At 46.9% G+C, this 13,575-nt stretch carries 14 protein-coding genes; 9 read left to right on the plus strand and 5 right to left on the minus strand.

The features are described 5' to 3' along the window. Positions 1 to 27 precede the first annotated feature (27 nt). On the minus strand, positions 28 to 1,845 hold the full coding sequence (locus AC58UW_RS10085; RefSeq protein ID WP_497420530.1) for a M3 family oligoendopeptidase: 1,818 nt from the start codon (positions 1,843 to 1,845) through the stop codon (positions 28 to 30). Between the two features lie 146 nt (positions 1,846 to 1,991). On the opposite strand from AC58UW_RS10085, the gene AC58UW_RS10090 reads away from it, so the two are divergent. From AC58UW_RS10090 to AC58UW_RS10100, 3 genes are read left to right on the plus strand one after another with little or no spacing between them, the layout of a single operon-like run. Then, entirely contained in the window at positions 1,992 to 2,156 is a 165-nt protein-coding gene (locus tag AC58UW_RS10090; RefSeq protein WP_497420531.1) for a YycC family protein, read from the plus strand. Positions 2,157 to 2,162: 6 nt separating this feature from the next. Next, on the plus strand, positions 2,163 to 2,405 hold the full coding sequence (locus tag AC58UW_RS10095) for a hypothetical protein (protein WP_497420636.1): 243 nt from the start codon (positions 2,163 to 2,165) through the stop codon (positions 2,403 to 2,405). 31 nt (positions 2,406 to 2,436) lie between these two features. After that, positions 2,437 to 3,543, plus strand: coding sequence for a GGDEF domain-containing protein (locus AC58UW_RS10100; protein WP_497420532.1), 1,107 nt, complete (start codon positions 2,437 to 2,439; stop codon positions 3,541 to 3,543). Between the two features lie 60 nt (positions 3,544 to 3,603). On the opposite strand, the gene AC58UW_RS10105 is transcribed toward AC58UW_RS10100, so the two are convergent. Next, entirely contained in the window at positions 3,604 to 4,308 is a 705-nt protein-coding gene (locus AC58UW_RS10105) for a DUF2225 domain-containing protein (protein WP_497420533.1), read from the minus strand. A 43-nt stretch (positions 4,309 to 4,351) separates the two neighbouring features. Continuing rightward, a complete protein-coding gene (locus AC58UW_RS10110) occupies positions 4,352 to 4,744 on the minus strand; it encodes a globin domain-containing protein (RefSeq protein WP_497420534.1) in 393 nt (130 codons plus the stop codon). Positions 4,745 to 5,021: 277 nt separating this feature from the next. Here AC58UW_RS10110 and ylbJ point away from each other — a divergent pair, with 277 nt between their 5' ends. The 4 genes from ylbJ to AC58UW_RS10130 all read left to right on the plus strand — a co-directional run bounded on the left by ylbJ (position 5,022) and on the right by AC58UW_RS10130 (position 10,496). Next, positions 5,022 to 6,260 carry a sporulation integral membrane protein YlbJ gene (ylbJ, locus tag AC58UW_RS10115; RefSeq protein ID WP_497420535.1) on the plus strand — a complete coding sequence of 413 codons (1,239 nt, stop codon included), beginning with the start codon at positions 5,022 to 5,024 and terminating at the stop codon, positions 6,258 to 6,260. A 57-nt stretch (positions 6,261 to 6,317) separates the two neighbouring features. Further along, positions 6,318 to 8,873 carry an alpha-glucan family phosphorylase gene (glgP, locus tag AC58UW_RS10120; RefSeq protein ID WP_497420536.1) on the plus strand — a complete coding sequence of 852 codons (2,556 nt, stop codon included), beginning with the start codon at positions 6,318 to 6,320 and terminating at the stop codon, positions 8,871 to 8,873. Between the two features lie 127 nt (positions 8,874 to 9,000). Then, the gene (locus AC58UW_RS10125; protein WP_497420537.1) at positions 9,001 to 9,672 is read left to right on the plus strand and encodes a PilZ domain-containing protein; all 672 of its coding nucleotides are present in this window, start codon (positions 9,001 to 9,003) and stop codon (positions 9,670 to 9,672) included. Positions 9,673 to 9,683: 11 nt separating this feature from the next. After that, entirely contained in the window at positions 9,684 to 10,496 is an 813-nt protein-coding gene (locus AC58UW_RS10130; RefSeq protein ID WP_497420538.1) for an NAD kinase, read from the plus strand. A gap of 60 nt (positions 10,497 to 10,556) precedes the next feature. Here the strand turns inward: AC58UW_RS10130 and AC58UW_RS10135 are convergent, their stop codons facing one another. After that, entirely contained in the window at positions 10,557 to 10,880 is a 324-nt protein-coding gene (locus AC58UW_RS10135) for a YutD family protein (RefSeq protein ID WP_127453036.1), read from the minus strand. 39 nt (positions 10,881 to 10,919) lie between these two features. Next, positions 10,920 to 11,795, minus strand: a complete 876-nt coding sequence (gene lipA / locus AC58UW_RS10140; protein WP_497420539.1) for a lipoyl synthase — start codon at positions 11,793 to 11,795, stop codon at positions 10,920 to 10,922. 156 nt (positions 11,796 to 11,951) lie between these two features. Between lipA and larE the strand changes: the two genes are divergently transcribed. Together larE and larB are read left to right on the plus strand one after the other, a co-directional pair. Next, positions 11,952 to 12,800, plus strand: coding sequence for an ATP-dependent sacrificial sulfur transferase LarE (larE, locus tag AC58UW_RS10145; protein ID WP_497420540.1), 849 nt, complete (start codon positions 11,952 to 11,954; stop codon positions 12,798 to 12,800). Beyond that, entirely contained in the window at positions 12,797 to 13,573 is a 777-nt protein-coding gene (gene larB, locus AC58UW_RS10150; protein WP_161408631.1) for a nickel pincer cofactor biosynthesis protein LarB, read from the plus strand. The genes larE and larB overlap by 4 nt, the downstream gene beginning before the upstream one ends. The last annotated feature ends 2 nt before the right edge of the window (positions 13,574 to 13,575 follow it).

Consider the following 13,575-nt stretch of genomic DNA (forward strand, 5'->3'; position numbering starts at 1 on the left):
CTACTTCCAGGACATCCCCTTTTCTTTCTAAACCTGAACTTTCGCTTCTGTCAGCCTCATGAATTCCTTCACATCTTGAACCGCCATGTCCACAGCGCTTTGCCAGAAGTCAGGCTCAGTTAAATCAACACCAAGATGCTTCTGAGCAAGCTCTTCCACGTTCATGCTGCCCGTATCTCTCAGCAGAGAGATGTACTTATCTTCGAAAGCCGCGCCTTCTTGCACAGCTCTCGCATAAATACCGGCGCTAAACATATAGCCAAACGTGTAAGGGAAGTTGTAGAAAGGCACATCCGTTGCATAGAAATGCAATTTTGCCGCCCAGAAATGCGGATGGTAACTGCTTAGTGCATCCTGGTAAGCAACCTTCTGTGCATCCACCATAAGCTCATTCAGACGCTCCACACTCACGAGTCCTTGACGTCGTTCTGCGTAGAAGTTCGTTTCAAAAATGAATCTCGCATGAATGTTCATGAAGAACGCGATAGCCCGTTGAATTTTGTCTTCCAGCAAAATGATGCGCTCTTCGTCCGTTGAAGCACTCTTCACAACAGCGTCAGCAACGATCATCTCTGCGAACGTAGACGCGGTTTCCGCGACGTTCATAGCGTACTCCTGAGCAAGCGCCGGCATATCCGTCATGACGTGCTGATGGTAGCCGTGGCCTAGCTCATGAGCAAGCGTTGAGACGTTGTTCAACGTGCCGCCATAAGTCATGAATATACGTGTCTCTCCTGCGACTGGGAACGATGTACAGAAGCCGCCTGGACGTTTCCCAGCGCGATCCTCAGCTTCAATCCAGCGATTCTCGAAGGCTTGCTCCGAAAAGGCTGCCAGCTTCGGACTGAAGCGCTCGAACTGCTCAATAATGAGGCTTGCGCCTTCATCATAAGAAATTTTCTTGGAGGAATCGCCCAGCGGTGCATCGACATCCACCCACGCCAATTTCTCGACGCCAAGCAGCTTCGCTTTTCGGTTCAAGTACTGGACGAAGATCGCTTTATTGCGGTCAATGACCTCCCACATTACATTCAGCGTCTTCTCTTCCATACGATTAATCGCAAGCGGCTCTTTATGTATACTGTTCCAGCCTCTATATTTGTACACTTGAAGGCGGAATCCGGCCAAATGATTTAGTGCCTCTGCGCAGTAATCTTCCTTATCCGTCCAGGCATTTTCCCATTTCTCAAACAAAGCAAGCCGTTCTTCACGGTTCTCTGTATGCAGCTTATTAAACGCTTGGCCAGCCGAAAGTTCAACCGTCTCACCGTCAACCTCCACAGGCATACGGAATTGACCTACGGTAGAATTATACAAGTCGCCCCACCCATGATAACCGTCTACGGCCAAATCATTGATTAATGCTTCTTGTTCAGGCGGCAGCTTTTCTTGCGCCAGGGCACGGCGTTCATCTAGCGGAAATGCGATCGATTGGAACGGCGCTTTCTTCAGAATCTCCGACCAAACCCCATCCGGAATACCGGTCAGTACTTGGTCAAAATGCGTGAGTGACGACAGATGCTCAGCGTACAAGCTTTTGACCTGTCCATTCAATACAGGCGCTTTCTTATCCTTCTGATTATCGGCGAGTAGACAACCTACAAAAGAATCAGCCTCGTGAATATTTTTCAAATTGCTCTGGAACAATTCAACCAGCTTCGCAAGACCATCCGTATCTGCAGCTTGCTGCGGCGATGGTGTGCTCCGCACCTGCTCTTGGAAAGCCGCAATCGAAGCTTGAAGCTCCTTCAGATGTGCTGCGAAGGCAGGAGACTCACTTCCACCAGGAAAAAAAGTTTCTAAATTCCACGTTTGATTAAGAGGTAAATGAAGCAAAGCTATCACCTTTCCTTTCCTTCTTTTATTAAATCATAAACGGTCTATCAGGAGCAATCATCGTAATCTTACTGATTGCTTATAGGTAAGAAGTATGATTCAATAAAATAAAGTTCCTGCAAAATAAATCGGAACAGGATGGTGTGATAACAATTATGAAACCGTTACAAATTTCTCCAGAAACAGCCGTCAAACTGGCTGAGCAGCTTAAAGTACCTTTGGAACATCTCATGCATATGCCACAACATATTTTACTTCAAAAATTAGCAGAGCTCGCGAAAACTTCCACTTCGGAAAAAAGCGATCCGGAATCGAAGTAGGCTGTGCTGTTTCCTTTTGCCAACACTTGGCCTTATGACATTGTAATGAAGGACGTTTATGTGGCCGAATGTCCCTTTTGCCATAGCTCCAATGTGCTGCTGCCGCTGAAAGTCCACGAACTGAAATCCATTCATGAAGGCAAAAAAAAGCTGCTTGTGTTTCCTTGCTGTCATAACAAGCTGACGCTCGTTGACACAGACCGCGATTACTTATTGGCGGACACCGCTATACGAACGAAACAAACGTAGCTTTCAAGCGCGAGGAGTAGAAAGAGTTCCTATGAATGAGTATCTCGTTCCTTTGACAAGTGCATGCACGTTAGTCACACTGAATTACGTGGCTATGAAAGTTCGTAGCAAGATGCTGACCGATTCCTTCGAGCAGCTTCTTGCGCCTTTGCTCACCGGTCTTGCTTGTATGATCATGATGCTCGAACCCCTGCCTGAGCCGCTCGGTTTGATTGATTTACGCTCCTTGCCCATCTTCATGGCCGGCTTGCGTTACGGAATGCCGATTGCCCTTCTGTCATCCGTCTTACCGGCGGGTTTCAGCCTCATTTCGCATGAAAACCATGCTTGGTTCAACATCGCACAAGATTTGCTCGCCCCTGCGCTTATAAGCTCCCTATTTCACAATAAAGAATACCGCACAGGCTTCTTGGACATTCCTATTCGTCACGGGCTCCAAATATGCACTTATGTCTTTCTCTTGCGCCTCCTGATTCATGGACTGTTCATAAACGCATTATCCTGGCATTATGCCGGTGATCAGCTTTTCATGCTGGTCATCATTTCAGCCACTTTCATTACGCTCATCATTATGGTGAATGATGAGAATAAAAGTTGGCGCTTACAACGCCAGATGGAGCTCCAAGCCAATCAAGACAGCTTAACCAAACTTCCTAATCTGCGCAGCTTTATGCCCATTGCAAACGAAGCCCTCAATAAACGACAAATGTCTATCATGATGATCGATTTGGATAATTTCAAACAATATAATGATCTCTTCGGGCATCTGGAGGGAGATCAACTGCTAAGAGAAATTAGCCATGTTCTTCGTCACCATATCCATGAAGAGGATTATCTCGCAAGGTACGGCGGTGAAGAGTTCATTCTTCTCAGTTCAGAGATAGATCCAATTAGACTTAGCTTATATGCCCAGTATTTTTGCTTTTTGGCTGCCCAAGCCTTCGAGCACAAAAACCAAATCGTTACAACACCAGTTACCATCTCTATTGGTATTTCTACCGCGAAGTTACCCCAAGCTGATTTGACCCAAATGATCTATGAAGCAGACCAAGCCCTCTATGAATCCAAACGTCAAGGAAAAAATCGTTTCACCCACTACCGCCAACTCCCAGAGCTTGACCAAAAAATGAACGCTTAACTATGCAAGGGATCGCAATCAAGCAATCACCACATGACATAGTCAAGCGTTCATTTCATTTTATACGGAAGCTTGTTTCATTTCGTCCGGCAGTTCCATACGAATGGCGAGCATATCTTCGCGAGTTATAATCCATTGTTCGCGGCTTGCTCGAATCATCCCGGAATCCATTATCTTACGGTCATTAATGATGCGTGAAAACCACTTGACTGCCTCATTATAACGGCTTAATCTGCGATTAAGTTCGCCCATCAGAAACATCAGTCTTGCATTATTCAGATCCATGCCTTCATTTTCAAATACGCTAACATATGCTTCCAAGGCAAAAGTCAAGAATCGCTTCTCTTGCTCCCAATCGCCTTTGTATCTGTACAGCCACGCCAAATGATGAAGTAGTCCTGCTACAACGCGAGATTTCTCCTCTTTAATTTGCGCGCTGACCAGCGCCAGCTTATAAGTATGCAGCGTTTCCTCCCACGTTCGTTCACTGCCAAAGCTGCGCATCGTCCAGTTCTTGGCAATCTTCTCATGAAAGGCTTCGCGTTGAGCTGGCTTCCATATATCTGAAAAGTTTTCTGTATGCGCATAACCGCAGTAAGGACAAATCCTCACGATGTAGTAATCAGGGTTGATGTCCTTATAATGAACGCAGAAATCCGCGTCTGTTTTGATCGCTTTTTTGAAGCTTGGACGAACCTTCATCGATTTGAAGGAATTGTCGCAATACGTACATTTCACTGAAATCTCATACAAAGGTTCAACCATCTCGAAACCCCGCCTCTTCTCTGGAAAGTATAGGAAAGAAGAACTATTCTTCTTCAGGTGTATTTACAAAATGATAGGCGGAACCTTTCAAGCGTTGGAGCAAAAATTCCCGAAGTTCCTGCGGCAAGCCCACTTCCTCCATAGCTTCAGCCATACAGCCTAACCAGGCATCTGCTCGTTCCACTGTGATAGGAAAAGGCATATGCCTCCCTCTCATCATGGGGTGTCCATGGACATCTGAATACAGCGTCGGGCCTCCAAAAAATTGGCTTAAAAACATATATTGCTTATCCATAACGGGTTCAATATCCGAAGGGAACAGGGGCGCCAGTAAAGGATTCTTGAGCACTTTGGGATAAAAAGCCTCCACAATCCGGCGAACCGTCTCTGCTCCCCCCATCAATTCAAACAACGTATTGCGTTCTTGCTCTGACATGGTGAGAACCTCTCTGCTCGTAATTACTTAATAGTTTTCTACATCCTCATCCCCTGCATGCATGAGTGTTTCTCGAATGACAAACACGAACATACAAACGACCAAACCGACGATGACACTTGTCATTTTAATCACTCCCGCGGCCTAGGATATAAGACTAGTACTAGTCCTATTTTACCATAAATACATTTACATAACAGTACCAAAGTCTAAGTTTTTTAGGCCGGCATGTATGTCCCATTCCTTTCATATAGTTGAGGAGGAGGTGTAGAGTTCCATGGAGAAAAGAAACTTTACCGCGGCGTTACTCATGGCCTTTGTTGTTATTGCCATTATTCTATGCTTATTTGCCTTCCCTCATGCCGGACTTCAAGCAGCCTTACGCGGTGTTTCCATTTGGTGGGATGTGCTCTTTCCTGCACTCTTTCCCTTCTTCGTGATCTCCGAAATCTTGCTTGGCTTCGGCATCGTTCATTTCTTCGGCACACTGCTTGATCCAATGATGCGCCCTGTCTTCCGGATCCCAGGCATTGGCGGCTTCGTCGTAGCCATGGGCTTCGCAGCCGGCTATCCTGTCGGCGCGAAGTTGACAGCCCAGCTATGGACGCAAAAGCTCGTGAACCGCGAAGAGGGCGAACGGCTCGTTGCATTTACAACAAGTTCAGACCCAATCTTTTTGATTGGAGCTGTTTCGATAGGCTTCTTCCATGACGCCTCATTGGCTATCATTCTGGCCGTAGCTCACTACGGAGGCTCGCTCATGATTGGGTTGATGATGCGATTCCATGGCAGGAAAAGCCCGCCCACCGAACAGAAGAGCGCCGGTCAAGGCTGGATTTGGAAACGCGCATTTAATTCCATGCACCATGCACGCATGTCCGATGGGAGATCCATTGGCACGCTACTCAGCCAATCTATCCTTCAATCATTAAATTTAATTTTCGTCGTAGGTGGACTAGTTGTCTTCTTCTCCGTCGTATTGGAAGTCTTAACGGAAGCCAAGGTCATGAATGCCATGTACCTGCTCATTGATTCCCTCTTGCGCTTCACAGGACTTCCCCCTCAGTTGTCACAAGCCGTCATGAATGGCCTATTCGAGGTGACAATTGGGGCGAAGGCTGCGGGCAATGCCCCTGCAGCTCTAGCGCTTTCCAGCAAAGTCGCCATTGGCGCGTTCATTTTGTCATGGGGCGGCATGTCCGTGCATGCGCAGATCGTCAGCCTTTTGAGTCATACCAACTTGCGCTATATGCCTTTTTTGATCTCCCGCTTCATCCATGCTTTGCTCTCCGCAGCTATTGTACTCGTTATTTGGGAGCCTATGCAGGTCTTCCGAGACGCAAAAACGGTTTTTATGCCTCAGTATGATCCATCATCTCCCGTTCTCAGTTATCTCAGACTCCTGCTCCCTGTGAGTGGAACCGTTATCTTGGCTGCTTTTACTGTCATTGCGGGGCTCTTTGCTGCATATTCCTTACTTAGGCTCGTGTATGAAAAGGTTGGTGGAACAAGATAATATGGGTAATTACAATAATAATGACAATCATGATCATAAAGGGAGTGAACATACAGTATGCAAAACTCCGTTCTGCGAGTAGCCAAAACATTGCCTCCTGCGATTGAGCGCTTGTCCGAGCTAGCCATTAATCTATGGTTCAGTTGGAACTATGATGCTTTACAGCTTTTTGCACAAATGGATCCTGCAAAATGGGCTCAAACGGGCCATAATCCGGTTCGCCTCCTTTACGATTTAGACGATGCTAAACTAGATGCTTTAAGTCATAATACGGAATTTCTAACCCAGTATCGACAAGTGATCGACAGGTTCGACGCTTATTTAAACGGTCCTACCTGGTTTCAAGAAAAGCATGGAGACCGAGGCTATGTTAAAGTTGCCTATTTTTCCGCCGAATTCGGCTTCCATGAATCTTTGCCGATCTATTCGGGAGGCCTTGGCATCTTGGCAGGCGATCACGCCAAATCGGCAAGTGATTTGGGTATTCCTTTAGTCGGTGTTGGCCTTCTTTATAAAAAAGGATACTTTACGCAAAAAATTGATGCTTCAGGCGGACAACAAAGTCATCTATACGATTATGACTTTGCCAAACTTCCGATTGCGCCTGTTCTTCATGAAGGCGCTCCTCTCACCATTTCGATCGACATGCCGGGCCGGGCCATCACTTTGCTGGTTTGGCAAGTGCAAATCGGGCGCAATCGGATCTATTTACTCGACGCCGATCATGAAGCCAATCAACAATCGGATAAAGAACTAACCGCACAGCTATATGGCGGAAATCAAGATACACGCATTGCTCAGGAAATCGTGCTTGGCATTGGCGGCGTCAAAGCGCTTCGCGCGCTGGGCATTTATCCCAATGTGTACCATATCAATGAAGGTCACGCAGCTTTCCTCACTTTGGAGCGCTTGAAGGAACTGCTGCATCTAGGTCTGCCTTTCCACGTGGCTGTCGAAACCGTCCGCTCCGCTACTGTCTTTACCACCCACACACCTGTTCCTGCGGGCCATGACACGTTCTCCATCGGGATGGTTGAGCATTATCTCGGACCGCTGTTCAACGAGCTGTCACGCCACAAGCAGGCGATTATTGCACTTGGACTTGACCATCACACAGGCCAGTTTAATATGACTCATTTGGCCATGAATACAGCCGGACTCCGCAATGGCGTCAGTAAACTGCATGGGCAAGTTTCCCGTGAAATGTTCAAAGAATTTCACGGAAATATTGATGCTAGTGAAGTTCCAATCGGTTCTATTACGAATGGTGTTCATTTGGACACATGGACAGCTCCTGGCTGGAAAGAGCTGCTAGATCGCTTCTTACCCGGCACTTGGCGGGAAGAACAAGCCAATAAGCATCAATGGCAGCAAGTTGAAGTCATTCCCGATGAATCCATCTGGCATGTGCATCAACGTTTGAAAGATAATTTAATCAGCTTTGCTCGTCAGAATTTGATGGAGCAGCGTAGACGCAATGGGGAATCTGAGCAGCGGATTGAGGAAGTTAGACAGTATCTGAATCCAAAAGCCTTAACAATCGGGTTCGCCAGACGATTTGCAACCTACAAGCGGGCTAATCTGATTTTTAACGATTTGTACCGGCTTAAGAAATTAATTAATGATCCCGAACGGCCAATCCAATTTATTTTTGCTGGCAAGGCTCACCCTGCCGATTATCCTGGCCAGGAGCTTATCCGTGAAATTTACCGTGTTTCGAAAATGAAGGAATTCGAAGGCAAAGTTGTAATGCTCGAAAACTACGACATGAATATGGCTCGCTATCTCGTACAGGGCGTTGATGTCTGGCTGAACAACCCTCGAAGACCCCTTGAAGCCAGCGGCACAAGCGGTCAGAAAGCGGCAATGAATGGCGTTCTTAATTTTAGTGTGCTTGACGGTTGGTGGGAGGAAGGCTATAACGGGACGAACGGTTGGGCTATTGGCTCAACAGGTACGGCCGATTGGGCTGTGCAGGAGAAAGAAAATACCCAATCCATTTATCACATTTTGGAGAAAGAAATTATTCCCCTGTACTACAACCAAGGGAATCTTCCGCATCAATGGATTGGCCGGATGAAGCGCTCTATCCAATCGCTTAGTCCCGTGTATAACACACACCGCATGGTACAGGATTACACAGAAGAAACCTATTTGCCGACAGCAGATCGAGCACGCTTATTTGTAGCTAATCATTATGAGGTTGCGACCAAGGTTGCCGATTATAAGCAGTTCATCCGAAATAACTGGTATCAAGTAAAAATCATTGGTATCGATGACCGCTCTGCCAAATTGTCTACAGAAGTGCCCTTAAGCGAAATCAAACCGTCAACCAAGGAAGTGACCGCACAGATCTATTTCGGCCCTATTTGGCCGCAGGATACAGCTGTAGAGATCATTTACTACGAGGACAGCGGTGAAAAATGGGAACAACGAATTATCCCCATGGAGTCATCAGGTGAGCTGATTGAGCATGTGCAGAGCTATAAATCAAGAATTCCTGGGCACCTCGTCCATGGGCCGCACTTCTCCATTCGCGTTCGACCTATTTCGGCGAATTTCGCCCACTCTTTTGAGCTTTCATTAGTAACTAGTACACTTTCTTGGCAGTAAATGTATGATTTCCTCGATAAAGCCCCGTTTGGGGCTTTTCTTATTTTCTTTTATAAATTATTATGAAAAGAGAACTTACGGTATGTGCATGCGTTCATGAATGCAAATCTAACCACTTGGTGATGCTATGGATTGGAATAAGGCACTAGAATTGGCATATATCGCACCGAACTCCGACTGTCATTTGATTGTTGTCGGTGAGTCCAAAGACGGACAGCCTTTTTGCTATGAAGATAATTTCTACATTGATAAAATTGGTGAAGATTCATTCATTGTTTGTTTAGAGCTCTCAGGCGTGTTTCCATTCGACAAACTTGAACATGTATCTTTTATTGAATTTTCTTTTAAAAACCGTGGAATTTTATATTATACGCACGTAGAGTTACTTCAACTTGAGTTAAAAAAAGCGATTTGTTACCTCACGCTATCTATTCCCGAAGAGATTCAGCAGCATCAGAACCGACAGCACAACCGGGCCAAGATCTCCCTTCGAACACCAATTACCCTTCAAATTGTCGGCATTCGCGGCTTATCCGCACACAAGGGCGTCGCTTTCTCTGGACAGCTGCTTGATATTAGTGCAGGAGGTCTTTCTTTTGTTACGACAAATCGGCTTTTTTATCCCTTATTTCTGGAATTCAGCTTCATTCTATCAGGGTTTACCCACCCCATTACCGCATATGGAGAGATTATAAGGGTGACAAATTTCAGCAACGATTCTTATCGTGTCGCTGCCAAGTTTCGGCATACACCCGAATCCATCTTGCAAGAAATTGACAAATACTGCAAGCTTCAATAGGAGGAAAACGATTGAAATACAACGTCATTGAACGAGGCGATGATATCTCCAAGGAGCTGACTGCGCGCTTCCATGCGCTCGCTGCTGAGCACGGTATGCCTAGGGACGAAGAGAATCCCGACATTGTCCTTTCCATTGGTGGAGATGGGACGATGCTGCAAGCCTTTCACAATTATGTACATCGGCTAGATCAGATTGCTTTCGTCGGGCTTCATACCGGACATCTGGGCTTTTTCGCAGATTGGAAACCGCACGAATTAGATCATCTAGCTTCATTAGTGTTCAATGTGAGCACTCCTGATGACCTTCATATTGTTCAGTATCCCGTTGTAGAGATCGAGATTACGACCGAGAATGGCGTGGAGACGCATCTGGCTCTCAACGAGTTTACGCTGCGAGGCATCGAAGTATCGCTCGTTGCACGCCTGCACATCAACGACGAAATGTTCGAAATGTTCCGCGGTGATGGCATCTGCATTTCCTCGCCAGCGGGGAGTACAGCGTACAACAAAAGCTTAGGCGGAGCGATGGTGCATCCTTCTTTGGAAGCTATTCAGGTCGCAGAGATTGCTTCAATTAACAATAGAGTTTACCGAACCTTAGGCTCGTCCATGATTTTGCCAGCCCACCATCATTGTGACATTTATCCGAAAGCTCATCAGAATATGCTGCTTTCCCTTGATCATAAGTACATGCAGCGCAACGATGTCGTTTCCATCCGCTGCCGAGTTGCTTCCCATGTCAAAGTAAAGTTTGCAAGATTCCGTCCTTTCCCTTTCTGGAACAGGGTTCGTGAAGCTTTTGTAGGATTAGAATTAAAATAAACCATAAAAAAGACGCCTTCCTTCCTCTTTCGAGTGGGAATGGCGTCTTTTATATATCGATTATGACGTTGTCGTCGAAGGCTCAGAAGGTACCTGCTGTTGCTGCTTATTTCCATTTACTTTTTCAATAATGAAATAAGCACAGCCAAAGTTGCAGTACTCATTCAAGTAATCCTGAAGAGCGGCAATGGAGGTTTCCTTCGTTGCTTTGGGGTGGATTTCCTTGAAGAAACCTCTCAGTCTCAATTGGCTGTACCCCCAATCGCCAACAATATAATCATAACGCTCTAAGACTTCGCTGAAGCGCTCTTTGAAAACTTCAAAGTTCCAGCCATTTTTATGGTCGGTAACGAGCTCATATGTTTTATTGGCAATATGAATCATGATGGTAGGAAGCTCTCCTTTCTATGACCCGGTCGTGTACTAAACGTTCGATGCGGCTTTAACCTGCTCATGCGCATGGTAAGAGCTGCGTACCAAGGGCCCTGACTCAACGTGTTTAAATCCGCGCTTCATCCCCTCTTCTTTTAGAAGAGCAAATTGCTCAGGCGTGTAATACTTGGACACGGCTAGGTGAGTTGTTGACGGCTGCAAATACTGACCAATCGTCATAATATCGCAATCGACGGCACGCAAATCGTCCATCGTCTGCAATAACTCGTCCCATTCCTCCCCTACCCCAATCATGATGCTCGATTTGGTCGGGATGCTTGGAGCAATACGTTTGGATCGCTGAAGCAGCTCCAACGAACGGCGATATTTCGCCTTGGAACGAACGCGGTCTGACATACGCTCTACTGTCTCCATATTGTGATTTAGAATATCAGGCTTCGCTTCGAGAACAGTGGCCAAAGATTCTTCACGGCCCATGAAATCAGGAATCAGCACTTCTACGGTGCACAGTGGTAGTTTGCGGCGAATCGCTTTGATGGTTTCCGCGAAGATCATCGCGCCGCCATCTTCCAAATCATCGCGTGCAACAGAGGTTACAACACAATGGCGCAGACCCATTTGTAAAGCAGCATCAGCCACGCGCTCCGGCTCTTGCAGATCAAGCTCCGTAGGCAGACCCGTTTTCACAGCGCAGAAACGGCACGCACGCGTACAGATGTCACCCAAAATCATGAACGTAGCGGTTCGATTCGCCCAGCACTCATGAATGTTCGGGCATTTCGCTTCTTCACAAACCGTATGCAGCGTCTTCGAACGCATCATTGATTTTATTTCTTTGAAATTTTCATCTGTTTTCAGATTAATTTTTAACCAGTCTGGTTTTCTCTCTAATGGTTTTGTAGGCATTATATTTCCCGCCTTTTATTTGGTTTCTCAATGTTGTTATTATATCATGAATGCCTGACAAAACAATCCACTTTGCCAGCCAGTTGTGATACACTTATCTAGATGGACCAAAACAGCTCAGCTATTTACATATAGGCTGTATGGGAGGAAAGAAACATGAGCATACAAGAAGTAACGCGCGAGAAGGATCGCAAGCTTGGCGAAATTTTAAGAGGCATGGGCCGTGTATTGATCGCCTTTTCCGGCGGAGTAGACAGCACTTTTGTCCTCAAGCGTGCGCAGCAAGAGCTCGGTGATCAAGTTCTAGCCGTTACAGCCGCATCCGAAACATTCCCTTCACGGGAGTTCGATGCAGCCGTCGAGCTTGCTGAACAGATTGGTGTCCCAATGTACAAAACAGAGGTCAAAGAATTGGAGAACGCTAATTTCGTCGCCAATAATCCGGACCGCTGCTATCATTGCAAGACGGGTCTTTATTCACATCTGCAGCAATTAGCCAAAGAATTAGGATATCCCTACATTCTGGATGGCTCTAATATGGACGATCTCGGTGATTACAGACCGGGGCTGCAAGCCAAGAACGAGCAGGGTGTCCGCAGTACTTTACAAGAGTCTGGGATGACCAAGGATGAAATCAGACAGCTTTCCAAAGAATTAGGTTTACGTACTTGGAATAAACCCTCTTTTGCTTGTCTGTCCTCCCGTATTCCCTACGGAACACAAATTGAGAAATGGAAAATTGACCAACTGGACGAAGGCGAGTACTTCCTTTCACAGCTTGGTTTATATCAAGTACGCGTACGTCACCATGAGAAAATTGCCCGGATCGAAGTGATGCCGGATGAAATACATAAAGTGGTGGAACATCGCGATGAGATCTATGAAAAGTTCAGTAAGCTCGGCTTTACTTACGTAACGCTGGATCTGCAAGGCTACCGAACTGGCAGCATGAATGAAGTGCTGTCTAAGGAAACCAAAGAAAAGGTGAAAGAAGCATCCTTATGATGGACTTGGAGAAGATTTTGAAGCTCGTACAGACGGGCGATCTGGACGTCGAAGAAGCCAAAAGGCAAATCATCAAGGAGGGCGGCGGCGAAGGCCCCGGCAACCTTGATCTTGGATTTGCCCAGCTGGACATCGATCGCGAGAAGCGCACTGGCTTCCCCGAAGTCATTTTCGGGGAAGGCAAAACCGCCGAGCAAATCGAGGCTATTTTTCGGCGGCTAATGGAGCATACCGACCGCGTGCTTGCTACGCGGGTCGACGCGGTCAAAGCCGCCCATGTTGTCGCTGCCGTGGAAGGTGTCACCTACCACGAAACAGCTAGGTCGCTCACTTGGTTCAAGCGACCGATGTTGAAAGTCCACGACGGCTACATCGCCGTCGTGTGCGCAGGCACCTCCGACCTCCCCGTGGCGGAGGAGGCCGCTCTTACGGCAGAATGCCTAGGCAGTCACGTCGAACGTGTGTTCGACGTCGGTGTTGCCGGCATTCACCGGCTCTTCCGCCGGCTAGAACTTATTCGCGGTGCTAACGCGATTGTATGCGTCGCCGGCATGGAAGGCGCGCTCGCCAGCGTACTTGGCGGGCTTGTATCCAAACCTATCGTCGCTGTGCCGACGAGCATCGGTTATGGCGCACACCTTGCAGGCGTGGCTCCGCTCTTGTCGATGTTAAACAGTTGTTCGCCTGGTATCTCTGTTGTGAACATTGACAACGGCTTTGGAGCTGGCTATTATGCAGGGCTCATTAACAAAAATATGTCGAAACGAGCGTGAGA

The sequence above is a fragment of the Paenibacillus sp. J22R160 genome (assembly GCF_059692135.1).

Bases quoted from the DNA above. Each gene is read 5' to 3' on its own strand.
- lipA (WP_497420539.1), bottom strand. From the start codon at position 11,795: ATGCCTACAAAACCATTAGAGAGAAAACCAGACTGGTTAAAAATTAAT.
- larE (WP_497420540.1), top strand. From the start codon at position 11,952: ATGAGCATACAAGAAGTAACGCGCGAGAAGGATCGCAAGCTTGGCGAA.
- AC58UW_RS10105 (WP_497420533.1), bottom strand. From the start codon at position 4,308: ATGGTTGAACCTTTGTATGAGATTTCAGTGAAATGTACGTATTGCGAC.
- AC58UW_RS10125 (WP_497420537.1), top strand. From the start codon at position 9,001: ATGGATTGGAATAAGGCACTAGAATTGGCATATATCGCACCGAACTCC.
- ylbJ (WP_497420535.1), top strand. From the start codon at position 5,022: ATGGAGAAAAGAAACTTTACCGCGGCGTTACTCATGGCCTTTGTTGTT.
- AC58UW_RS10135 (WP_127453036.1), bottom strand. From the start codon at position 10,880: ATGATTCATATTGCCAATAAAACATATGAGCTCGTTACCGACCATAAA.
- AC58UW_RS10100 (WP_497420532.1), top strand. From the start codon at position 2,437: ATGAATGAGTATCTCGTTCCTTTGACAAGTGCATGCACGTTAGTCACA.
- glgP (WP_497420536.1), top strand. From the start codon at position 6,318: ATGCAAAACTCCGTTCTGCGAGTAGCCAAAACATTGCCTCCTGCGATT.
- AC58UW_RS10090 (WP_497420531.1), top strand. From the start codon at position 1,992: ATGAAACCGTTACAAATTTCTCCAGAAACAGCCGTCAAACTGGCTGAG.
- AC58UW_RS10110 (WP_497420534.1), bottom strand. From the start codon at position 4,744: ATGTCAGAGCAAGAACGCAATACGTTGTTTGAATTGATGGGGGGAGCA.
- larB (WP_161408631.1), top strand. From the start codon at position 12,797: ATGATGGACTTGGAGAAGATTTTGAAGCTCGTACAGACGGGCGATCTG.